This is a genomic window from Aquirufa salirivi (assembly GCF_045310485.1).
Taxonomy (GTDB): Bacteria; Bacteroidota; Bacteroidia; order Cytophagales; family Spirosomataceae; genus Aquirufa; species Aquirufa salirivi.
In genome coordinates this window covers 444,981-468,243 of sequence record NZ_JBEWZH010000001.1, presented here as the reverse complement: position 1 = coordinate 468,243, position 23,263 = coordinate 444,981, and the positions used below count along the sequence as shown (strand labels likewise).

26 protein-coding genes are annotated in these 23,263 nt (G+C 37.7%); 15 read left to right on the top strand and 11 right to left on the bottom strand.

Annotation, left to right across the window (positions count from 1 at the left end; translation table 11 throughout):
* The first annotated feature begins 52 nt into the window (after positions 1–52).
* From U0R11_RS01945 to U0R11_RS01920, 6 genes are all read left to right on the top strand, one after another.
* Complete coding sequence (locus U0R11_RS01945) at positions 53–472, top strand: hotdog fold thioesterase (RefSeq protein ID WP_406749550.1); 420 nt, start codon at positions 53–55, stop codon at positions 470–472.
* Between the two features lie 15 nt (positions 473–487).
* On the top strand, positions 488–955 hold the full coding sequence (locus U0R11_RS01940; protein ID WP_406749549.1) for a hypothetical protein: 468 nt from the start codon (positions 488–490) through the stop codon (positions 953–955).
* Between the two features lie 127 nt (positions 956–1,082).
* Positions 1,083–3,383 (top strand): hypothetical protein, encoded by a 2,301-nt coding sequence (locus U0R11_RS01935; protein WP_406749548.1) that lies wholly within the window; start codon positions 1,083–1,085, stop codon positions 3,381–3,383.
* Positions 3,383–4,372: an LLM class flavin-dependent oxidoreductase gene (locus U0R11_RS01930; RefSeq protein ID WP_406749547.1), complete on the top strand. Its 990-nt coding sequence runs from the start codon at positions 3,383–3,385 to the stop codon at positions 4,370–4,372. Before U0R11_RS01935 ends, U0R11_RS01930 begins: the two co-directional genes overlap by 1 nt.
* Before the next feature lie 67 nt (positions 4,373–4,439).
* A complete protein-coding gene (locus U0R11_RS01925) occupies positions 4,440–4,985 on the top strand; it encodes an NADPH-dependent FMN reductase (RefSeq protein ID WP_406749546.1) in 546 nt (181 codons plus the stop codon).
* A gap of 94 nt (positions 4,986–5,079) precedes the next feature.
* Positions 5,080–6,228 carry a chorismate-binding protein gene (locus U0R11_RS01920; protein ID WP_406749545.1) on the top strand — a complete coding sequence of 383 codons (1,149 nt, stop codon included), beginning with the start codon at positions 5,080–5,082 and terminating at the stop codon, positions 6,226–6,228.
* Here the strand turns inward: U0R11_RS01920 and U0R11_RS01915 are convergent.
* From U0R11_RS01915 to U0R11_RS01885, 7 genes are read right to left on the bottom strand one after another with little or no spacing between them, the layout of a single operon-like run.
* Positions 6,225–7,547 (bottom strand): hemolysin family protein, encoded by a 1,323-nt coding sequence (locus U0R11_RS01915; protein WP_406749544.1) that lies wholly within the window; start codon positions 7,545–7,547, stop codon positions 6,225–6,227. The two genes, U0R11_RS01920 and U0R11_RS01915, sit on opposite strands and share 4 nt — an antisense overlap.
* A 5-nt stretch (positions 7,548–7,552) precedes the next feature.
* Positions 7,553–7,825, bottom strand: coding sequence for a hypothetical protein (locus U0R11_RS01910; protein WP_166374957.1), 273 nt, complete (start codon positions 7,823–7,825; stop codon positions 7,553–7,555).
* Positions 7,826–7,829: 4 nt separating this feature from the next.
* On the bottom strand, positions 7,830–10,382 hold the full coding sequence (gene ccsA, locus U0R11_RS01905) for a cytochrome c biogenesis protein CcsA (RefSeq protein ID WP_406749543.1): 2,553 nt from the start codon (positions 10,380–10,382) through the stop codon (positions 7,830–7,832).
* Entirely contained in the window at positions 10,379–10,828 is a 450-nt protein-coding gene (locus tag U0R11_RS01900; protein ID WP_406749542.1) for a cytochrome c maturation protein CcmE domain-containing protein, read from the bottom strand. The genes ccsA (U0R11_RS01905) and U0R11_RS01900 overlap by 4 nt, the downstream gene beginning before the upstream one ends.
* Positions 10,829–10,833: 5 nt before the next feature.
* Entirely contained in the window at positions 10,834–11,043 is a 210-nt protein-coding gene (locus U0R11_RS01895) for a CcmD family protein (RefSeq protein ID WP_406749541.1), read from the bottom strand.
* The gene (gene ccsA, locus U0R11_RS01890) at positions 11,040–11,720 is read right to left on the bottom strand and encodes a cytochrome c biogenesis protein CcsA (protein ID WP_406749540.1); all 681 of its coding nucleotides are present in this window, start codon (positions 11,718–11,720) and stop codon (positions 11,040–11,042) included. Before ccsA (U0R11_RS01890) ends, U0R11_RS01895 begins: the two co-directional genes overlap by 4 nt.
* A complete protein-coding gene (locus U0R11_RS01885; protein WP_406749539.1) occupies positions 11,708–12,373 on the bottom strand; it encodes a heme exporter protein CcmB in 666 nt (221 codons plus the stop codon). Before U0R11_RS01885 ends, ccsA (U0R11_RS01890) begins: the two co-directional genes overlap by 13 nt.
* Before the next feature lie 191 nt (positions 12,374–12,564).
* Here U0R11_RS01885 and U0R11_RS01880 point away from each other — a divergent pair, with 191 nt between their 5' ends.
* Entirely contained in the window at positions 12,565–12,789 is a 225-nt protein-coding gene (locus tag U0R11_RS01880; protein WP_394367196.1) for a FeoA family protein, read from the top strand.
* 8 nt (positions 12,790–12,797) lie between these two features.
* Positions 12,798–14,924, top strand: a complete 2,127-nt coding sequence (gene feoB / locus U0R11_RS01875; RefSeq protein WP_406749538.1) for a ferrous iron transport protein B — start codon at positions 12,798–12,800, stop codon at positions 14,922–14,924.
* On the opposite strand, the gene U0R11_RS01870 is transcribed toward feoB, so the two are convergent.
* Entirely contained in the window at positions 14,925–15,374 is a 450-nt protein-coding gene (locus tag U0R11_RS01870) for a PaaI family thioesterase (RefSeq protein ID WP_406749537.1), read from the bottom strand.
* Positions 15,375–15,404: 30 nt separating this feature from the next.
* Positions 15,405–15,827 carry a DUF2147 domain-containing protein gene (locus tag U0R11_RS01865; protein WP_406749536.1) on the bottom strand — a complete coding sequence of 141 codons (423 nt, stop codon included), beginning with the start codon at positions 15,825–15,827 and terminating at the stop codon, positions 15,405–15,407.
* 151 nt (positions 15,828–15,978) lie between these two features.
* Here U0R11_RS01865 and U0R11_RS01860 point away from each other — a divergent pair, with 151 nt between their 5' ends.
* Genes U0R11_RS01860 through U0R11_RS01850 form a run of 3 tightly spaced genes read left to right on the top strand, consistent with a single transcriptional unit; the run spans position 15,979 to position 18,189 of the window.
* Positions 15,979–16,740, top strand: a complete 762-nt coding sequence (locus tag U0R11_RS01860; RefSeq protein ID WP_166374948.1) for a phosphosulfolactate synthase — start codon at positions 15,979–15,981, stop codon at positions 16,738–16,740.
* A gap of 50 nt (positions 16,741–16,790) precedes the next feature.
* Positions 16,791–17,429 carry a VTT domain-containing protein gene (locus U0R11_RS01855; RefSeq protein ID WP_406749535.1) on the top strand — a complete coding sequence of 213 codons (639 nt, stop codon included), beginning with the start codon at positions 16,791–16,793 and terminating at the stop codon, positions 17,427–17,429.
* 1 nt (position 17,430) lies between these two features.
* Positions 17,431–18,189: a shikimate dehydrogenase family protein gene (locus U0R11_RS01850; RefSeq protein ID WP_406749534.1), complete on the top strand. Its 759-nt coding sequence runs from the start codon at positions 17,431–17,433 to the stop codon at positions 18,187–18,189.
* Here the strand turns inward: U0R11_RS01850 and U0R11_RS01845 are convergent.
* Positions 18,186–18,689 (bottom strand): phosphoribosyltransferase family protein, encoded by a 504-nt coding sequence (locus U0R11_RS01845; RefSeq protein WP_406749533.1) that lies wholly within the window; start codon positions 18,687–18,689, stop codon positions 18,186–18,188. The genes U0R11_RS01850 and U0R11_RS01845 overlap by 4 nt on opposite strands.
* A gap of 96 nt (positions 18,690–18,785) precedes the next feature.
* Here U0R11_RS01845 and U0R11_RS01840 point away from each other — a divergent pair, with 96 nt between their 5' ends.
* Together U0R11_RS01840 and ruvX are read left to right on the top strand one after the other, a co-directional pair.
* On the top strand, positions 18,786–19,334 hold the full coding sequence (locus U0R11_RS01840) for a YcxB family protein (protein WP_166374944.1): 549 nt from the start codon (positions 18,786–18,788) through the stop codon (positions 19,332–19,334).
* A 21-nt stretch (positions 19,335–19,355) separates the two neighbouring features.
* Positions 19,356–19,766 carry a Holliday junction resolvase RuvX gene (ruvX, locus tag U0R11_RS01835; RefSeq protein ID WP_406749532.1) on the top strand — a complete coding sequence of 137 codons (411 nt, stop codon included), beginning with the start codon at positions 19,356–19,358 and terminating at the stop codon, positions 19,764–19,766.
* Between the two features lie 36 nt (positions 19,767–19,802).
* Here the strand turns inward: ruvX and U0R11_RS01830 are convergent, their stop codons facing one another.
* Positions 19,803–20,630 (bottom strand): phytanoyl-CoA dioxygenase family protein, encoded by an 828-nt coding sequence (locus U0R11_RS01830; protein WP_406749531.1) that lies wholly within the window; start codon positions 20,628–20,630, stop codon positions 19,803–19,805.
* A gap of 231 nt (positions 20,631–20,861) precedes the next feature.
* On the opposite strand from U0R11_RS01830, the gene U0R11_RS01825 reads away from it, so the two are divergent.
* Together U0R11_RS01825 and U0R11_RS01820 are read left to right on the top strand one after the other, a co-directional pair.
* Positions 20,862–21,707, top strand: a complete 846-nt coding sequence (locus U0R11_RS01825; RefSeq protein ID WP_406749530.1) for a hypothetical protein — start codon at positions 20,862–20,864, stop codon at positions 21,705–21,707.
* Between the two features lie 133 nt (positions 21,708–21,840).
* Positions 21,841–23,262, top strand: coding sequence for a BatD family protein (locus U0R11_RS01820; RefSeq protein WP_406749529.1), 1,422 nt, complete (start codon positions 21,841–21,843; stop codon positions 23,260–23,262).
* The last annotated feature ends 1 nt before the right edge of the window (position 23,263 follow it).

Below are 23,263 nucleotides of genomic sequence, written 5' to 3'. Positions count from 1 at the left end.
AGGTTGGAATTAGTAAATTATTGCGAATTTTAGGCACAAAAATACGAAATATATGTTTAATACATCCATCACGATAGAACAACTAAACAGCTTTAGTACAGGCAATATGATCGAGCATCTGGGAATCGAATTTTTAGAGATTCACCCAGAGTATTTCACAGCACGTATGCCAGTAGATCATCGCACCAAACAACCCTTTGGGCTATTGCACGGTGGCGCATCCGTGGTTTTAGCCGAGACCATGGGAAGTATCGCGACCATGTTAGTGGCCAAAGATCCTGCTACGATGAAAGCCGTGGGTGTAGAAATTAATGCCAATCACCTCAAAGCGGTGCGTGAAGGTTGGGTGATCGGGACTTGTAGCCCTATTCGGATTGGTAGAACCATGCATGTCTATGATATCAAGATTCACAATGAGCAGGGCGACTTAATTTGCGTGAGTCGACTGACGGTAGCGATTTTGTCGGCATAGTTTAAACAATACAGGATGAAAATAGTCTCAGGCCTATATTTTGGAATAATTTTCTGTATAAGTCTACTTCAGTTTTCTTGTAGTCAACAGGCTAACCGAGCAATCGTAGGTACTTGGGAAATAGCGCATTTGAGAATCAGCATGCCTAGCTATAAAAATTCAGATAGTACGCAAAAGATCGAGGTCTATGGAAAGGATTGGGAGGCAAAAATGAAAGCTAAAAATATTCAAACCACCTATTCAGCGGATGGGCGATACCATTCATTGCATCGAAACCTCCAGGGAAAGACGACCTATGACCCTGCTGGAACCTGGAGAATTGTTCAAGATACCTTAATCATCCAAGATACCATTCCCAAGCGGATCACCTATAAGTTTAAATTCAAAATCAAGAAAAATCAAATTGAGTATTGGGGAGTGGAGGATTTTGACCTTGATGGAAAAGTAGATGATCAGTATTATAGCAAGCAAGTGAAATTATAAATTTTCATAAAAGATAAAGTCACTTTTATGATTAAAATCAATAGTTAAATGACTAATAATTTTCTAATATTTAAGGTTTTATTTTTTTGTTATGTTAATCTTTTATTTTCAATTTAATTACTAAACTATGTCAGCAACTAATCAATTAATTCTTTTACTAGAAAGTTTAGAAAAAAAAGAATTTGACAAAATAGTTAAAACATATCTTCGATTCGAATATGGGTTTGAAAAAATAGTCATAACAGATGGTAAAGATGATATTGGAATAGATTTAAAAGTGTTTGATTTCGGTGAACAGCAAATACAATATCAATTAACTACTCAAAAATCCTCTACAGTTAATGAATCAAAGAGTTTTGAATCTAAGCTTTTTGCTGATTTGGAAAAAGCACAAATTAATTGCAGGGATTACGGCTATAAAGATATTTTGGTGTTTTTTTATTCAAAAAAATTGACCAACAAAAAAATCAGAGAATTTCAACATATAGCATTACAGAAATATAATATTAGTTTGACTATAATTGATGCGAATCGGTTAGCTGAAGAATCAGATAATTATCCACAAATTCAAAGTCTATTAGTTCAATTTAGCGGGTTAGATAAAATTCAAATAAACAATTCAAAATTCGATAATAATTTGTTCTATGATTTACTTTCATTCGGTAAGCCAACAGAATTTAAAACTCAAATAATTGATTCATTTGTTTTACAACATTTTTATTTGAACGAGATTGTCACAAAAGCTGAAATTATAAGTTGTTGTGAAGAGAAATTTAATGTTTCAGAAAATGAAGTTTTCTACGATAAACTTTTAAGTCGATTTTCTACTGAAAAGAAAATTGTGAAAAATAAAGAGGATAATAATTACTCCTTGACAGTAGATGAAAGAGAGTCTTTAAAGGCAAAGAATCAATTGTTTGAATATGAAAAAAAAATATTTATTAATCAGATAAATCTCATCCTTGAAAAATTTGGTCAAAATGAATATTTGGAAGAATACATTGAGCAATTGAAACAGTTATATGTTGATAATTTTAGTGATTTGTCTGAAATATTAACAAATGAAATAGATTTTCATACTTCATTAATCTCTAAATCATTTATAAGATTCATAGAAGCCAAATTTGTTAGAGACACAGAAACTGCTAAATGTTTATCTTTAGAATTATTGAAATTTTGTAGTAATAATAAGTTTATTCAAAAAATAGCGGCTACGATAATTTATAGTGATAAAATTGATAATCAACAATTAGAGAATTATTTGAGTCAAAAAAAGAAGATTTTTATTGATACTTCTGTTGGTTTATATGCGCTGTGCTATTTTTTTAAGCCAAATTGTGACTTTAATAATTTTTATTTTAAAGCAGTAAAAAATTTAATTGAGTTCTCTATAAAGGAGAAATTGAGTTTGTTTATTTCAGAGAGATATATTTGGGAAATTCAGAATCAAGTGAAAGATGCTTTTAGATTAATTCCTTTTACCAATATTTCCAATTTTGCATCTTTAGGTTCTTCAAGGAACGTATTTTACAACTTTTATAATTATTTAGTAAGTGTTCAATTGGTTGATGAAGAAATTAGCTTTCTTCAATTTTTAGAAAAATTTGGATTTAAAGAGAGCTTAACTAAAGATTCATTTAATTCAATTATTCACCATTGCTTGGCCAATATTAATATAAAGAAACAAGAATTAGTAAAAGATTATAATATTGAGGAGGTGAGTGATATTTTTGAGGAAGTGATGATCAAATACTTTAAGAATAAAACAAATTTTGCAAAAACATGTGATAGTATTATGTTAAAGTTTCTAGCAGATAAAGATGTTGAAATTCATCCATCTCAACCAATATTTTTAACTTGGGATAAAACATTTTTTGAAGCTCATAATCAATATATAGAGAGATATCCAGACTCTCAAAATTGGCTTACATTGACTCCAAATCGAATTGTAGACGTATATGCTCTTTTGAAATTTTCAATTAATTCTGAAACAATTACCGAAAATTTATTGGCTTTAATTTCTGATGATATAATTGATAATACACATTCATTAGTTGATACTTTAGGGATTATTTTAAACTTAGAAAATGAGGTTGGATTAGAATATACTTCTCGACTTGCAAATGTCAGAGAAAAAGAAATTAATCAAATAGAAAGTTTTGAAGTAATTCCTCCAGACAATTTTGAAGGTAAAGCTGTTATAGATGATATAATGTTTAATCTTACTAAACATTTTACAGAAGAAGTTAAAAGGAAGGATGATTTTAGGGCATTATTTACAAAAAAAGAATTAATAGATACGGTTATTGGATTATTACAGAATTCGATAAAAGATTTTTATGTAAATAAAAAGTTAAACGACTCTATTTATTTAGACTTTCAAAAAATTATGGATCTACCAGTTGATGTGAAGATAATTGAAAATTAATGCCTGTAATTCCCATTTCTGTATTAGAACTTGCCCCCATTCCACAAGGAGGAACAGCTGCTACGGCCATTGAAAGAACGGTGGAAATAGCGCAGCATGCGGAGGCTTTGGGTTTTCAACGAATTTGGTTGGCAGAACACCATAACATGGAGTTTATCGCCAGTTCTGCCACCTCCGTTTTGATAGGTCATGTCGCAGGAAAAACATCCCATATTCGAGTAGGTTCAGGCGGTATCATGTTGCCGAATCATAGTCCTTTAGTAATAGCCGAGCAGTTTGGGACCTTGGCATCCATGTACCCTAATCGGATAGATTTGGGACTTGGTCGTGCTCCGGGTACGGACCAACAAACCGCGCGTGTGTTGAGGAGGGATAATATGGATACCGCCTACCATTTCCCCAAGGATGTAGAGCAATTGCAATTGTATTTCAGTGAAGAAAATAGCTTGGCCCAAGTACGAGCCTTTCCAGCCGAAGGTATTGATGTGCCCATCTGGATTTTAGGATCTAGTACCGATTCCGCTTATTTGGCTGCTAAAATGGGCTTGCCTTATGCTTTTGCCGCCCATTTTGCTCCCGCTCAATTTCGGTCAGCCATTGATATTTATCGCAAGCATTTTATCCCATCATCCCAATTAGATAAACCTTATGTGATGGCCTGTGTGAATGTAGTAGGAGCAGACACGGATGAGGAGGCTGCTTTCCTTCGCAGTAGTTTAATCCGCATGTTTGTGGGTATCATTACTAACCGCCGTGTACCCTTAGCGCCTCCAGGGCCATTGCCAGAAGCCTACCAGATTCCTGAAATTAGAGCCATGGCAGATAAGATGCTGGCTTGTAGTTTTTATGGAAGTCCTGAGACCTTGCGTACGCAATTGGGAAATTTTATCGAAGAAACGGGGATTGATGAATTAATGGTGGCGACCTATATTTTCGATGGAGAAAAGAAGAAGAGGTCATATTCCCTTTTGCATGATGCCTTGGTCTGATGATGAACAAGAGCTATTTTTTTCTCATTCCTTCAAATGTTACTGCTAGCCTAATTCGTAATGTTATATGAAAAAAAAGATTTTTGCCATAGTGGGGAGTGCTAGTTCCAAGTCCTCTAATTTGAAATTACTACAATATATGGAGACTAAGTTTTCTAGTGATTTTGAGGTAGAAATCTTTGATCAATTAGCACAAATACCTCATTTTAATCCTGAGCAATCTCAAGTGGATCCACCCATTTCAGTGATAGAAATTCGTCATCGGATTTTGATGGCCGATGGAATTATGATTTGTAGTCCCGAATATATTTTTAGTATTCCCAGTGTGTTGAAAAATGTATTAGAATGGTGTGTCGCCACCACTGTTTTTTCAGAAAAACCGACTTGTCTAATTACTGCTTCTGCTGATGGAAAGATGGGAAATGAAGAGTTAAGGTTAATCATGAAAACGCTCAATGCCAATTTCACGGAGGAAACAAATCTCCTGATTTCAGGAATTCGTGGGAAGTTGGATGAGGAAGGAAATCCATTGGACTTCGATTTGAGGGTAAAACTGAAGCATGTAGTTGTAGCATTTGAATCACAGGTAAAAGAAAGATGGAATGGAAATTAGTTGGAGTACTGACATCAAAAATGATTAAAAATCTTAATGAAGAACAGCTTACACTAATCTTAATTTTTTAACTTTAATATTCCAACATTCAAATATGCCCACTACGCTTTCATCAACTACGACTTCCTTGCTCGATTGGGAACAATTGTGGCAAAACACGTTGCAAAAGCGTGGAGGTATGGCCGTGTGGAGATTGCCCAAAAGCGATAAGCGCTATTTTTTGGTAGACTCTAGTGGTGGAGAGAAGCTAGGCTCTTTGGATTTAGAAACTTTCCCAGCCGGATTTTTAGTAGCTCCTTTCATGGGTTTACCTTATTTTTTAAAGGCTGAAACATTATTGGAAGAGTCCATAGTTCAAGAAGAAGTTGTAGGTGCCTCCATGTTAACACCCAAGCACAATGCCGACGAAAATGAACAGAAACATCGGCATTTCACCCATTGGGTAAGTGAATCAATTAATGAAATTCAATCGGGACATTTTCAAAAAGTAGTACTTTCTAGAACCGATGAAGTCGAATTTCCTGGAGATTTTTCTACGCTAAAGGCTTTTGGTCAATTATGCCAAGCCTATCCTAATGCCTTTGTTTGCGCTTTGTATATACCAGAATTAGGAAGTACTTGGTTATGTGCTACCCCAGAAACTTTGGTGGAGCAAAATGCTCAGGGGATTTTTCGTACCATAGCTTTGGCTGGAACGCAATCTGCCATCGACCCGCAGGGAGAAATCATCCCTCCACAAAATGCACGCTGGTCTCAAAAAGAAATTGAAGAGCAAGCCTATGTTTGTCGATATATCATCGAATGCTTTAAGAAAATTCGATTAAGGGAATACCAAGAGATTGGCCCAAAAACGATTTTGGCAGGTAACCTGCTGCATTTAAAAACTGAATTTACGGTGGATACCAAGGCTTTGAATTTCTCCCAATTGCCGGGTATTTTGTTATCCCTTTTGCATCCTACCTCTGCAGTCTGCGGAACACCTAAGGAGGAGGCTATAGCCTGGATTGCCAAAGCAGAAAAACATGCGCGGGAATTGTATTCAGGTTATTTAGGACCTGTCAATTTGGATGAAGAGATTCATTTATTTGTCAACTTACGAACCGTAAAAGTAGACCAAAGCGAAGGAAAATGTCGGGCAACCTATTTTGCAGGATGTGGTATCACGGAGGACTCTGATCCAGAAAAAGAATGGCAAGAAACTGTCATGAAATGCCAAACCCTTCAACTGGTTCTGGAAAACTAGTGTTTGGTTTTTGATTCTTCCTTGGGAGAAATTTTGCCAACAATCGTCATTTTGATGGTATCAATTCTCGCATCCGTAGACGTCAATATCTGAAATTGAAAAGGAGCTAAGGTGATAATTTCATTGGCTTTAGGGATGTCCTCATATAAGCTAATCAGCATTCCACCTAGTGTTTCATAGTCTCCATCAGGGAAATTCCAATCGTATTTTTCATTTAGGTAATCTATCTCATGTCGACCCGATAATAAATAAGAATTTTCATCCAATTTCTTTTCTACCCAATCTTCGGAATCATCGTATTCATCTTGGATTTCACCAAAAATCTTTTCCATGACATCTTCCATGCTGACTAGGCCAGAAGTACTTCCAAATTCATCTACCACCAAAGCCAACGATTTTCTGTCTTTGGAAAATTTAAGCATCAAGTCGTTCGCTGGCATAGCCTCTGGAACAATTAAAATGCTAGTTAAGATGGATTGAATATCCTTGGGTTTTTTGAATAGGGCTAATGAATGGCAATAACCCAAAACATCCTCTAAGCTTTCTTTATAGACCAATACTTTAGAGTGCCCTGATTCTATAAATACTTCTTTTAATCCTTCAATACCTTCTTCCAAATCGATGGCGGTGATTTCGGTACGAGGAATCATACAGTCACGCACTTTCACTTGCTTGAATTCTAAGGCATTATGAAAGATTTTGGTATCTACTTCAGTTTCTTCTTCGGTGGATACTTTCCGATTCAAATTTTGCAAATAGTTATTGAGGTCCGTTAAACCAAAAGCTGGTTTTTCTTCCGAATAGTTGAGTCGGAGTACCTTGGTAATGAACCATTTAGACAAACCTACTGTCACCCAAACCAGTGGAAACATCAGCGCATAGACAATCCAAATGAGGATGGACAAGAATTCTAAAATGACATCAGGGTTAATTAAGAAAATACTTTTGGGCGTAAATTCAGAGGTAATCAAAATCAAAATAGTGGCTACAACGGAGGCTAATAAACGTGCCAGAATTTCATTGTGGAGAAAGGGGATGTAAATTAAAATTTGATGGTGCAAAAATTCTTCCATGAAAATACCGTAGGCCACTAAGGACAAGGTATTGCCTATCAGCATGGTTCCTATGAATCGGGAAGGAGATTGGTTAAAGTTGGAAATGATTTTGGCACCCAGGATATTTTGTTTTGCTTTGAGCTCAAAATACAATTTATTGCAGGAAACGAAGGCCATTTCTACCCCAGAAAAGAAGGCTGAGAATATCATAGAAATGACGATTCCTGCTACTTGAGTGGTATATATTCCGGGATCTGGGTCCATTTAACTTAGTTTTTGCGCTTGTTACTTTTCATAGCTCGGCTACGGATATCTTGTTTGGGCTCTCCAGCTTTTTTTTCTTCTTCCTTGATGCGCAAGTTCTTGGAATATTGAAAGTATAGGAGTGAACCTAGACCAAACATAAGCCAAACATAATGAAAGTAAATCTCTAACCAAAAATTTCCTTGAATTTCAACAGGAGTAGGGGCATTTAAATCAATGATCCAAATGATGAAAAATCCAATTCCAGCAGATAATATGATGATTTCTTTCCTTGTCATGTGATTAAGCAGCTTTGGGTTGTTGCATTCTACGGTACATGGCCACAAATAATCCCATAAATATCAAAATGGAACCTACCCAAACCAAATTAATGTAGGGTTTTTCTAATGCTTTGATAATAATCAAATCTTGTTGGGTTGTATTAACCGCAAAACTAAACTGTTGGGTTTTGGGGTTAATCGCCGTGAATTTGATTTTGATACCCGTTTCTTCACTTTCAAATGCTGGCATAGCAACCATGCCTCCTTTGATGATGAAAAGTGGGGCTAGCGAAAATTGCTGGAAGTTTTTACCTAGAACCTGGAATTGCGCTTTTACCGCGGCATCATTTGGCCCTAAGGTCATATCTTCTACTGAATTCACTCGAGAGACATCTTGTAAAACAGCCACAAAATCATTCAGGAATAAAGTATCACCAATGCTCACCGTCGAATTTGCTGTTTTGCTCCATTGTTTTTCCTCTCCCGCTTCTGCTGCCAGACGTGGGTCTAGTGAAACGTAGGTATAAATGTCGTGGCCCCAAGCATGTTTCACGTCGGGCGAAATGGCCGTCCCCATTTTTGGATTTACCTGCCAGCGAGGATACAAAGAAACGGATTTCCCTTCAGCATTTTTAAATTCTAATTCATAGTAAGTATTCTCAGGTTCTACGGTTAAGGTATCTCCTTTTTTAGCAAGCACCTGACCGTCTTTTTCCACGTTGCGTAATGCTACTGCATGGAAATCGCCCTCAATGACTTCAAAATCTTTTCTTGGATAATAGCCGGGTTTTCCTCTTAGCTCAATCATACGGCCTTTGTATGTCACCAAATAATCTTGCATTTGAGCCCCTTGGCCCAACCAAAGTGGAAGATTTTCTTTGTTCTCTTTGTTGTCATCTTTGGTAAACTGCTCCACTTTATTGGAAATAGCAAAACCAGAGCGGTTTAATGAAACGACTTTGGAATACCCAGAAGAAAACAAGATACCTATGAGCATGACCGCTAGTCCTACGTGTGCCATGGCTCCACCTACTAAATTAAATCGCTGACGAATTAAGAAGAATAGGATATTGGAATTAGCAATGACAGAGAATAAACTGGTCCATAGCAGTAAGATGTAAGAAACGGTATAGACTTTACCCAAATTGACAAACAGGACAGTCAATAATGTTGCCACCAAAGCTGAGTTGGTCAGAGGCTTAAAGGAAGTGGATTCTTTTAATTTTCCCCACCAAATATATTGTCCAACAGCGCTTAATGCCGCTATGGCTAAGAAGATCCAAATTTGAATTTTACTGTAGTGTTCTACTTGGTCGGCAGGCAAGGCAATGTTGGATACGATACCGAAAGCCTCCGCTATTTTATTATAGACGGGGATGGACGTAGTGAAAATCAATTGGAAGGCTGATAATCCCAAAATGGAAGCCCCAATAAAGATCCAGAATTCACGGGAGTAAATGCCTAATTCTTTTTCATCCACAGGTAATTGTTTCCATCTTTTTACGGCAAAAAAGATAGCCACAAATAAGAAAGTCAACATATAGATGAGCAACTGTCCTGATAAACCTAAATCGGTAAAAGAGTGAACAGAAGCATTTCCTAAGATACCCGAGCGGTTTAAGAAAGTAGAATACAAGACCAAAATAAAGGTGGATATCACCAAGATGATGGAGGTTTTTAAAGCGGCACTTGAATGTTTGTAGGCAATCATGGTGTGGATAGCCCCGATGAGCACTAACCAAGGAACGAAGGATGCATTTTCTACTGGATCCCAGTTCCAATAGCCACCAAAGTTCAATGTTTCATAAGCCCAATAGGCACCCATCATGATACCGATACCTAAAATTCCAGCGCCAAAAAGAGCCCAAGGCAAAGCGGGTTTGATCCATTCGGTTAATTTATTTTTCCATAGACCCGCAATTAAATAAGCAAAAGGCACTAGGGTTAAGGCAAATCCCAAGAATAAGGTAGGAGGGTGAATGACCATCCAATAATTCTGCAATAGCGGGTTTAGGCCACGACCGTCTTTGGGAATGAAATTAGGTTGCAGACTCCATACAGGAAGATCTGGCTGGGCTTCTCGTAATAAAAGGAAAGGAGAGGAACCAATTTTTAAATCGATGTAAGGAAGGATAACTCCCAAAATCATAGAGGTTAAAAAGGTTTGAACCAAGGCAAAAACGGTCATAACTGGGGCTTCCCATTTCGGATTTTTGACCATAAGAATGATACCTAAAATGGCTTGCCAGAATATCCACAAAAGGAAACTACCTTCCTGTCCTTCCCAATAGCATGAAATCATGAAAGCCATCGGTAAAGCTTTGGACGAATGGGAGAAGGCGTAGTGGTATTCGAAATAGTGGTTGTAAATAATGACAAATAAGCTAGATGCTACACCAATCACCGCAATCAGGTGAATGATGAAGATAGCTCTGGCTAATTTTACCCAATCTTTGGCAGCTAAATCATCTGCCGTTTGTGTGGCCTTGAAATAGGAAAAGGTTGCCAATAGGGCAGTTACAAAGGATATGATGACTAATAGGTGACCAACTGATCCGATTGTCTCGTGTATCATAATTGTTTTTTTGCTTCATAAGTGGCTGTTGAGTCAGCCGAAATTTTTCCTTCCTGATATTTGGACGGACATTTCAATAAAATTTTATCGCAATAGAAAATCTTGTCGGACTTCATACTTCCCACCAACACGATTTTCTCAGATCGTTCAAAATCCTGCGGCTTAGGGGCTGGATAGATCACTTGGTTTTCCCGGCCTAAACTATCTTGAACAATGAATTCTAAGCGATTAGCATCTACGGCAGGATCATAGTGCATGCCTACAATTTTACCTTGTGCATCTTTTTTCAATATCCCCACCACATGAACTTTTTGATTCGGATCTTTTTGCGCAATGCTTTCTGCCTCATCAAAGCCTACGTAGGTGCTGGCATCGCCTGTGGTGATTAAAATAATTCCAATGGCAACAGCGATTAGAATCAGACCAATGATATGTGTCTTTTTCATGCTACTTATTTTTTTATTTCTTTTTCAAGGGCACTAACTTTTTTGTCGAGACTCATCAGATAAATGAATAGTCCAATTAAAATAACGAGTACCACGGCTATCACCACATAGATTTTGCCATCAGCACGGAACTTGTCCGCCATTTCGATTTCACTTTGAGCTAAACCTAAAAAGCTGGTTAAACTGAACAATAAGGTTAAGATATATGTTTTCATGCTTGTTCTTTTTCTTCTAATAAAACTTCAATTTTTCTAATCCGAATGCGTAATTGGGCATACCAAAAACCTAAGGCCATCCAACCTAAAATGGCAGGATAAAATACCATGCGCATACGGTTGTCCAAATCCATGGAATTGAAACCTGGATTTCCACCATTACCAGGATGCAATGAATCCGTCATTCGGGGTAAAATCCAGATAAGCACCATGAAAATGATAAACGCAAAAATATTATAAACGGATGATATTCTGGCTTTTTGCTGTTCATCCGGCAAAGAAGAACGTACCAAGCCATAAGCCAAATATATGAGCATGCCGATGGCCACAGAATTTAATTTAGGATCGTTTGTCCACCAATCTCCCCAAGTAAATTTAGCCCATATACTCCCTGTTAATAAGCCCAAAGTAGCAAATACCAGACCTGTAACGACATAGGCATTGGACTTTAAATCATCCAAGGGATCAGACTTACGCAAGTACTGAATAGAATGATAAACTGAAACGCCCAATAGGGCAATCATGCTGAACCACATCGTCACGTGGAAATACAAATTGCGTACAGTTTCATTCAAAATGGCTTGACGCGGGACCTGTCCTTCAAATCCCATGTACATGGTGTATACTAGCAAAAGCATACCAGCCCATTTCCAATAATATTTTTTTAATGTCTCCATATATAAGGGAAAAGTATTCCAGATAAAACAATCACAATAACGTCAAGTGAAGCTAGGACAGCGATTTCATCCCAGTTTTCGGAAAGGGATATACCATCTAAAGCACTTTTTGAAAGCTTTAATAAGAATAGTAATAAAGGAATGATAATAGGGAAACTTAAAACAGCCATCAAAGTGGACGTATTTTCTGCCTGTGCTGCGATGCCACCGACTAAAGATAAGGTCGAAGCAAAGCCAATGGATCCTAAAATCAGGGCAATGACATAGAGCGACATGTTGCCTACGGGGTTTCCCATCACCCAGGAATACATGATAATTCCGGCTAAGGAAATACCGATCATGAGGACTGAGTTATATAGGATTTTGGAATAAATGACCGACTCCGGCTTAACTAAAGTATAATAGAATATGCCCCGCTGAGATGACTCTTGAGTGAAGCTTTTACCAATGGCATTGATGGCTATAAAGAGCAAAATAATCCAGAATAGTGCATTCCAAGTAATAGGACTGATGGATTCTTGTTTCGCTTTAAAGGATAAATAACAGATAAAAATGGTCGAAGCCAGGTAAAGCAACAAACCATGAATGGCATATTTTTGACGCCATTCTAGTTGTAACTCTTTTTGAAACAAAACCTTGATCTCCTGAAGCATTATCACTGTCAAATTAGTAAAGGACCTGCAATTTACGACAGAAAGTTGGCTTTGATGAATATTCCTAAGAGTATTTTGGGGATTTAAAATCAAATTATTCAAAACTAAGAATTATCATTTTTTAGCTCGGAAATACTTAGTACATTTGTGCCTAATTTTGAATTATTCTAAATAAGAATGGAGGATTGAATATGCTAACACTGGCGGATTTACGGATAGGGGAACATGGTGAAATAACAGGGTTTACGGATGAATTACTCTCATTGAAGCTTTTAGAAATGGGCTGTTTGCCCGGTACCGAAGTGATTTTAACGCATCATGCCCCTTTTGGCGACCCGATCGCTTTGAAAGTTTCTGGTTATACCTTAACCATGCGAAGAGAGGAAGCGGCTACCATTCAAATCAAACGAAAATAAATTATACATTGGCTAACGTAACCAGAATAGCACTTATTGGTAATCCAAATGCTGGGAAATCCTCCTTGTTCAATACATTGACGGGATTAAACCAAAAAACCGGAAATTTTCCAGGGGTAACCATGGATAAGTTGACAGGTATTTGGGAATTAGAACCAGGTAGAAATATTGAAATTCTGGATTTACCGGGCATTTATAGTATTTACCCCAAATCCATTGACGAAGAGTTAGTCATAAATATTTTGGGTAATCCCAACCATGCGGATTATCCGGATATGGCGATTGTGGTGGCGGATGCATCCAATTTAAAGCGTAACTTATTACTATTTTCTCAAGTTAGAGACTTAGGTATTCCTACGGTTTTGGCCTTGAATATGATTGATATAGCTGAAAATCAAGGCTTTGTAATTAATTCCTTGAAATTAGCGCGAGAGCTCAATGTGGAGGTTGCTGAAATCAACGCCAAAAAAGGAATTGGGGTAGGAGGATTGAAATTGGCGGTGATTAAGACCCTAAAACATCGCTATGCTTCTAATGACGCTTTACCATTGCCCGTTGCGGATGACTTGATTGAAGATGTGCAAAAGCAATTTGGTGAAGCAGATCCCTATCGTTCATTATTGTGGTTGATGGAACATGATCGTATGAAAATGTTTAATCAAGAGCAGCGTGAATCTTTCGATCACTTGATGGAAAAACATCAGTTTGAGTCGAAGAAATATAAATCGGCAGAAACGGTAAAGCGGTACGAGCAGATTTCAGAGGTGGTAGAACGTTGTGTGATCAATTTAAATCGTCAGTGGGATGCTGAGCCTGTTAAAACCTGGACAGATCGACTCGATAAAGTTTTTATTCACTCCATATGGGGCTATGTGATTTTCTTAGCCATTTTATTCATCATGTTCCAAGCCGTATTTACTTGGGCAACCTACCCCATGGATCTTATTGATGGGGGAGTAGCTCAATTAAATGATTGGTTAAAAGGCATTTTACCTGACTCTCCTTTGACAGGGATGTTGACCGATGGACTCATAGCAGGTGTCGGAGGGGTATTGATATTTGTGCCTCAAATTGCCTTTTTGTTCTTCTTTATTTCCATGTTGGAAGAAACGGGGTACATGTCGCGGGTGATGTTCATCATGGATAAAATGATGCGTCGATTTGGATTAAATGGAAAATCAGTGGTTCCTTTAATTTCGGGAATTGCTTGTGCGGTACCAGCCATCATGAGTACGCGGTCCATTGGTTCTAGGAAAGATCGCTTGATTACGATTCTGGTGACACCTTTAATGTCCTGCTCCGCTCGTTTACCTATTTATACGGTTTTAATAGCCTTAGTGGTTCCTGAAAAAAATACACTTTTTGGGGTATTTAACTTACAAGGGGTAGCACTTTTTGGATTATACTTATTAGGCTTTTTCATGGCTTTGTTGTCAGCTTGGGTATTGAAAAAAATATTGAGAGCTAAAGAAAGAAGCTATTTCATCATGGAATTGCCAACTTACAAGGGCCCTCGATTTAAACACGTCGCCATCTCCATTTACAATTCCGTTCGGGCCTTTATTTTTGAAGCAGGTAAAATCATTGTGGCCATTTCCATTGTTTTATGGGTCTTTGCTAGCTATGGGCCGGGCGATAGTATGGCTAAGATTGAGGAGCAAGTTCGCTTGAAAAATCCGAGTTTAAGGGGTGTAGATTTAAGTAATAAGGTTGCTTCTGAAAAATTAGAAAATTCATATGCTGGCCATTTTGGTAAATTAATCGAACCTGCTATCAAGCCTTTGGGATATGATTGGAAAATCGGTATTGCATTAATTACCTCTTTTGCTGCTCGTGAGGTATTTGTTGGGACGATGTCGACTATTTACAGCCTTGGAGGCGAGGTGGACAATGAAAACGCCACCATCAAAAATCGCATGCGGGCAGAAATTAACCCAGACACGGGTAAACCCATGTACGATGCAGCTTTAGGATTTTCTCTGTTGATATTTTATGCCTTTGCTATGCAATGCATGAGTACCTTAGCGACAACCTATCGCGAGACTAAATCCTGGAAATATCCTTTGATTCAATTTGGTTACATGACTACCTTAGCCTATTTGTCCGCGTTTTTGGTCTACCAAATTTTGTCTTAATTACATTTTAAATGGAATGGATGTAGCGGCAAGGTTACTCGAGCCTTTGGCTAATAGTTTGCCCTCCGCATTGTACATTTTTGCTTCAACATTGGCAATTTTTTTCCCAACTCGGAATACTTCAGAAACAACGGTGATTTTTTCTCCAGCTTTGGCACCGTAAAGAAAATCAATACTTAAATTGATGGTGACATATAAATGCTCAATATCACAAGTGATGAGCGTAGTCCCCATCATTTCGTCAAGTAGCATGGATATCACTCCTCCGTGTAATACTCCTGCATGGTTACACTGATCTTCCCTCACTTCAAATTCCGCTGTCATAGAACCTGCAGAGACGGATTTTAAAATACCATCTAAATACCGAGTAATGGGATTGGGATTTTCATGGGCCATTCTCTTGCCAATGTATTGAGACAAAAATGCAATGGCTTTATCGTTTGCTTTCATGTTGATGTGTGTGTAGGCGGTGGTACAATATTACTGAGGACGTGTCCAAGTGCTGGTTCTTCCGAACATAGTAACTCCTACAAATCCTCTAATATCGAGTGTCTTATTATTATCTTTTACTTTTAAAATACAGTCGTAAGTCTTGCCTGAATGGGGGTCATAAATGGTTCCTTTTTCCCAAGCTGAACCAGTAAAAGTGAATTCCTTTAATATGACAGCTCCAAGTAAATCTCGACTTCTCAGGGCTTCGTTAGGATTTTTCACATCTTTTTTTCCAGGTGTTTTACTCCAGGATATTTTTCCATAATACTTGTCACCTTGTTTGTAAACGGTGATTTTTCCATCTTTTTGTTGGGATATCCAATCTCCTAAAATAACATCGCTTGGGGGCTCTGCTAGGCTCATGGACACAAAAACGCAACTAAACAGTAGAAGTAAAATAGCCTTTTTCATGAATTTTTTTTGCAAATATACAAAAGGATATCTTCTTTTGAGCTTTCAGGAGAATTGGATTATAGGAGGTTTGGCTCAATCAGATGTTATGCTTATTTTTGTAGGATAGCAGAAAAAAACAATCAACAAATAACCTTCTGCTTGTTTCTATATGAACTATAATTTATCCCAAATACCAGAAAGATTTGAAAAGCCACGTCAAAAAGGCTTGACCATGGTCATGGACAAAGGGCTTAGCCTACGTCAAGTTGAAGATTTTATAGAGGTAGCAGGAAGTTATACGGATTTAGTGAAATTAGGATGGGCGACTTCCTATGTAACCAATAATTTAAAGGAGAAACTGGCTATTTACAAGTCAGCGGGTATTCCTGTATATTTTGGAGGAACATTATTTGAAGCTTTTTATATCCGTGGTGAAGTAGATGAGTACCGTCGTGTCTTGGATCAATATGGCATGGAATATGCAGAGATTTCAGATGGCTCTGTCGAGATGAATTCCGATGTAAAATGTGAATATATTCGTCAACTATCTCAGCAAGTAACCGTACTTTCTGAAGTAGGATCTAAAGATGAAGCAAAAATTATTCCTCCCTATAAGTGGATTAAATTAATGCGCATGGAGTTAGAAGCTGGTGCATGGAAAGTGATTGGAGAAGCTAGAGAGGGAGGTAATGTGGGGCTATTCCGTTCATCAGGAGAAGTTCGTCAAGGATTAGTGGAAGAAATATTAACCGAAATTCCAGAAGAAAGTATCATTTGGGAAGCACCTCAAAAATCACAACAAGTATGGTTTGTGAAATTGGTAGGGGCTAATGTCAACGTAGGAAATATTGCTCCTAATGAAGTGATTTCATTGGAAACCATCCGACTAGGCCTACGAGGTGATACCTTTGATCATTTCTTAACCAAATAAGTTAAGCCCCGAATATTCGGGGTTTTTTATGTTATCTAATGGAAGCAAACATGATACAACAAGCCTTAGATCTGCTAAAAGATCCCTTACATTTTTTAACGGAGTTCATTGCCGCGCATGGGTCTTTAACTTATGCTTTATTATTTGCCATCGTATTTATGGAAACAGGCTTGGTGGTAACTCCTTTGTTGCCAGGTGATTCCCTCTTGTTTTCTGTAGGTTTAATAGCCGCCGCCAGTGGTCAATTGTCCATTACCATCGTAATCCCTATGTTAATCTTGGCTGCTTTAAGTGGAGATCAAGTGAACTATTTTATGGGTAAATATTTCAGTGCCTATGTGCGTTCCAAGGATAAAATCTTGTTTTTAAAACGTTCGCATTTCGAAGAAACTGAGAAATTTTATGAAAAATACGGTGTAAAAACTGTCATTATTGCCCGTTTTGTGCCTATTGTACGTACGGTAGCCCCATTTGTTGCTGGTGCTGGGCGGATGTCGTATTCCGTATATTTGTTATTTGGCTTCTTGGGAGCTTGTCTTTGGGTGACCAGCATTACGTTGGCGGGCTACTTTCTAGGAGATAATGAATGGGTGAAATCCAACTTTGAAAAAGTTGTTTTAGGGATTGTTGGTGTTTCTGTTTTGCCCATCATCATTGGAATTATCAAACAAAAATTCACCGCTAAATAACATGGCCATCTCTCATTTATATGGTTTGTTAGGTTATCCATTAGGCCATTCTTTCTCTAAAAAGTATTTTTCTGAGAAGTTCAAAACCATGGGTTTGTCTGAAACGCATCATTATGAGCAATTCGAAATTCCACAAATTGAAGATTTTTTGACCTTAAAGTCAGAGCAAAAAGCCCTATTGAAAGGTTTGAATGTAACCATTCCTTATAAACAGCAAATCATGCCTCTATTGGATGAAATTGATCCTGCCGCCGCTAAGATAGGAGCTGTTAATACCATTAAAATTTATCCTGATGGGAGGACCCAAGGGTATAATACCGACTATTGGGGTTTTCGCCAAACGATTGAAACTTGGGATGCTTTTCCTCATTTTAATTTAAAAAAGGCCGTTGTTCTAGGGCAAGGTGGAGCAGCGAAAGCTATCATTGCAGCTTTAGAAGACTTAGGTTTAGAGGTATGGAAGGTGTCAAGAACGCCCGAAGAAGGACAGATTTCCTATGAAGATTTAGCTGCATCCATGAATGCGGTAGGTTTGATTGTTAATTCGACTCCCCTCGGAATGTATCCTAAAATTGACACATTTCCTCCGATTGATTATTGCCTATTGAATCGTCAACATTATTTATACGATATCGTCTACAATCCCTTACGCACTGCTTTTTTAGAGAAGGGGATTGCTCAAGGGGTGGGAGGAATCTATGAAGGGCTAGAAATGCTTCACGGACAAGCTGATAAAGCTTGGGAAATCTGGAATGCTTAGCGGAGGTAAACGCCTAGTCGAGATTTGTCTGATAAAACAACCTCTACATGCTCGGATAGGGTAGTCGACATTTGGTAGCCTATGTAATCAGCCGAAATGGGGAATTTTCGGTAATTACGGTCTACCACTACTGCTACTTGTATCTTTTTCACGTGCATACTAAGGAAAGGAGCCAGGCTATAAGAGAAGGTCCTTCCTGTATTTAATACGTCATCCACCACGATGATGACTTTGTTTTCAAAAATACTTTTGTCGCAATCAAACTGTACAGGACTTTCATAAGGAATGTCTTTATTCAGTTGAATCGCCACAGCTTGAGCTTTGATGCTAGAAATTTCTAGGATGTTTTGACACAATAGTTGAGCTAAAGAAAAGCCTTCACCCACTATCCCTGCGATGATGATTTCTTTTTCTTCAAAATTATTTTCAAAAATTTGGAAGGCAATCCGGCGAATTTTTTGAAGCAAAGCCGGGCCGTCAAGTATTTGTTTGGAATTCATGCTAATGGGATTCATTCAAAATAGCCTCTGAAATTACCAAAAAGTATTCAAATTTTGTACCTTTGCGACTTATTTAGCGATTAAAATAATAGATATATGGCCAAAATGTATGGGGCTCAGCAGCGAGTTCAGCAAGCACCCAGTAACCCTTTAGCAATTAAGACGAAGAAATTTTCTCTTGAAAAAAATAAATACATCGGCTTATGTATGCGTCAACTCTTCTCTAATCAGTGGAAATGGTCTTTTTTGCCTTTAGCCTTGATTGTTGCGAACGTAGCTTTAAACCTAACTGCCGTATATAAAAACTACTGGATTTATATTTTCATTGTGGTAGGTGTTATTGGCTATGTCTTGTTTTGGTTGATTCAATTTACGGGGATTACCCAATTAGCTCAGTACAAGCAATTGTTTGATAAATATCGTTATGAGATTGATAGCCGTCAGATTTTTATGAAAATCTCGGATAAAGAAGGAGGAATGATCAAATGGGATATGATTACTAGCGCATATAAAGATAAAGATGCTTATGTATTTACCATGGGTAAATATCAATTCATCCATCTTCCATTCAACGTATTGACGAGCGATAACGATCGTAAATTATTGGATAAGATTTTACGCGACAAAGGTTTGTTGTTATCATAAGATTCTTAGGAATCATCCAATATGGGAAGAATACTGGCCATTGACTATGGCTTAAAGCGTACGGGAATTGCCGTAACAGATCCATTGCAAATTATTGCGAATGGATTAGAGACTGTTCCTTCTCACCAGTTGTTGAATTTTCTGTCAGATTATATGGCCAGGGAACCAGTGGATGAAATGGTGATCGGTATGCCCAAGAATTTGGATAATACAGATACGGATTCTACTCAAGCGGTTAGGAATATCGTCAAGCAAATCCAAAAGAAATTTCCGGCTATCCCTTTGAGATTGCACGATGAACGGTTTACTTCTCAAATGGCCATGAAGGCTATGATTGCGGGAGGGATGTCCAAGAAAGATCGAAGGGTGAAAGCGACGGTGGATCGGGTTTCTGCTACCATTATATTGCAGTCCTATATGGAATCAAAATAGCATAAAAAAGCCCTCTTATATTGGAGGGCTTTTTGTTTATTTCTGAACTACTTTCGCAAAGCGATGGTAGAAAGGTGTTTTACTGTTTTCTGATTTCGGCTTAAACTTACCCGTGATAATCGGAACATACATGACACGTCTGCGGGATTTTTCTCCAAAATTAGGAGAAACTTCTACTCGGTGCCATAAGCGGCCATCATGAATGGTTAAGTCGCCACGCTCAATCTCAAATGCCACTTCACGTGGATCTGGACGGTGATCAATGAATTGTTTCTTGCCGAACAATAGTTTTAGGACACTCTGGTTTTGTGTTCCGGGAATCACACGTAAACCTCCATTAGCAGAAGGGCAATTATCTAAATGAATACCTACGTTTAACATAGGTAAAATCTTTTGACCTAAAAATAAATCTCTAGGGCTATCCGTGTGCCAGCCCATTTGAGTGAATTTAGAATTGGGTTGATTCACGTAGTGATTAAATACCAGACCATCTTTTTCATCTTCACTGAGACGCCCATCATAGGGAGCCAAAAATTCAGTTAACAACTGGAAACGAGGATCTTTTAAGAATTCCCCTAGTACAGGGCTATATTTATTGGTAAAACACATGCGTTGAATCATATCATTACCCTGTGGATCTTTACCAAATTTCAATGGAATTCCATTGATTTTCTCCACCTTCTCATCTAACCATTTTTTCTCAATATGAGCTAATTCTTGGATAAATAGTTGGGCTGTTTCATCAGTAATGAAACCCTTAAACTGAATAACTCCAAATTTGGTAAAGTAGTCTTTCTGCTCTTGGGTTAACTCACTACCTAAAGTAAATGTTTTGTATTCAAACCTTGGTGATGATTTTTTCATATTCTATGGCCAATTTTGCGCGTTTTGTTTCTCGCTTAGTATTGGTACTCTAATTATAAATTTGAACTCGCAAGTTACGTCAATGTTACTAAAATTTGATTATTAAAACCTAATTTTCTGACGAAAATCATGATATTTTGAGCATACTTTGTTGAAAAAATAGCAGCTTTGTAAAATTTTTAAGTCTGAGCAAATTGTCTCAATTTTCATTGTTCATTTATACATTTATTCATGCCCAAGTACATCCTATTCTTTCTATTATTTATCCCATTTGTTACTTTTTCTCAAACCGATTTCTTACATCGTAAAGGCACTTTCTATGTCTTTTGGGGATATAATCGCTCTGCCTATCCTACTTCAGATATTCGTTTTCAAGGACCAGGATATGACTTTACGCTGGATGCGGTAAAAGCCAGTGATGCCCCAACTCCCTTCGATGGTTTTCAAACGTATTTTAACCCCTCCTTATTTTCCATACCTCAGTTCAATTTACATGGAGGATACTTTATCAATGATAGCTGGTCAATTAGCCTAGGTTGGGATCATATGAAATATGTGATGAACCCAGATCAGGCTTCTCACATTACAGGTCACATCGATGCCCAAGTATCTAGTCCTCAAATTCCCGTAAATCCAGCCTATGTGGGAAATTATACTAATAGCCCTTTTGTGATTCAATCAAAGGACTTTTTACAATATGAACATACCGACGGCTACAATTATGCCGCTGTGGAAATTGAAAATTATCATCCCATTTGGAGAAAAGAGAAATCAAATATCCAGTTAGATTGGGTCAATGGATTAGGTATAGGAGTGGTCGTGCCTAGATCAGATGTTCGTTTATTTACGGTGGGAGCTAATCATTTTTGGAATTTAGCAGGGGCAGGAGCATCCGCTAAATCAGGTTTTCGCTTGAATTTTACCAAACTATTATTTTTTGAAGCCATGTTCAAAGGCGGTTACACCAATTTGTGGGAAGTGCGTACCACAGGACGGTCAGTTGATCATGCTTCTCAGACGATTTGGTTTGGAGAATTGTATGGAGCCCTAGGTTTTTCTATTGGTCGAGCAAAATAAGGCCACAATTTGTGCTATTGACAGCATTTTTGCTTGTAAGTATTCTCTGATTCAGAGGATGTAAAACCTTTTCGATTTCATTTTTTTTAAGAACTAGTCTGTAGAGCTTGGGACAATTGCTTAAATTGCCGAAATGAATTCACGAAATGCCTTTTGGGGCTTATTTCTTTATTTTCTTGTCGGATTCCATGCTTTGGTCGCTCAGAACAAAATGGACTTTACCATTCAGATTGGTTCTAAAAATATCAATCAGGATGAAACTTTTGTTATTTCCATCACGGTGCCAGCCGTGGGCACGAATCCTGAGTCCATTGTTTATAAATTTCCAGAATTAGCCAATTTTCAAAAATTGGGGATAAGTCGAGGTAAATCCTCTAATTATCAGAATGGGCAAATTGAACAACGAATCATCTATTCACAGCACTATCAACCTTTAGGAGTGGGTCAGTTTTACATTCCTTCGGATGAAGTGATGGTCAATCAACTGTCTCAGAAGTTTGAGCCATTTTATATTTCTGTGAATCCAAGTAATGGGGGAATCATCGAAAATAATTCAGATGAAATATCCCTTGCCGATGAAGTTTTGGCTAAAGCGAACCAGCCTTTTTTATTGGTGGCGAGTAATCAGGTACGTCCATTCGTAGGACAAGGATTTACTTTAAAATTTTCCCTCTTTGTACCTGAAAATAATACCCAGGAATTGGAGTTTGATCGAAATGATATTCAAATACCCAAGCTTATACAGCAATTGAGGCCAAGGAATTGCTGGGAAGAGAGTTTTGGTTTACAAGTTGAAAAAGTGTCTAAAGTAGAAATCAATCAAAAAAAATACACCGAATATCGTTTTTTTCAAGCGACCTATTTTGCTTTGAATAATCGTCCCATTCAAATTCCCTCACTCAGCTTGCAGATTTTGAAGAAGGAAAAACTCGCTGGAGAAGTAAAATCAATACCCATGGTATTTAAGTCCCCTGCTTTGTTGATTCAGCCTCGGACTTTGCCTAATCATCCTTTGGCATCTAAAGTGCCAGTTGGAATTTATACACTGAAAGAATCGATTTCTAAAAATCTGGCAAAAACGGGAGAGCAATTAGTATATACCTCCAGTATCATAGGCGACGGAAATGGTATTTTATGGGATTCCAAAGGGCTGGAATCGGATTACTTCATTGATTTTAATCGAATATCTACTCAAAGTTCCGTGTTTCCATCTATGGATAAAATGTTAGGGAATAAAACAGAAATTATACAGATTATTCCTAAACAACCGGGTAAATTTGCATTAAAGCAGTATTTTTACTGGATTTATTTTAACACACGTACGGAAAAGTTTGATACGTTGCGATCAAAGATCGATGTTCAGATTCAAGGTCAGCCATCTGATTCACGCGTGAATACGAGTCGAGAGATGGATGGTTTATACCGAGGTATTGAGAACATGAATTCAGATACTGTGGTGTGGAATAGGTGGGTAAACTGGCGACAATTAGCCAATTTGACCATTTTTTCAATTTTTGTAGTCTTGGTTTTTCTGGTTTGGAAAACAAAAAAATAAA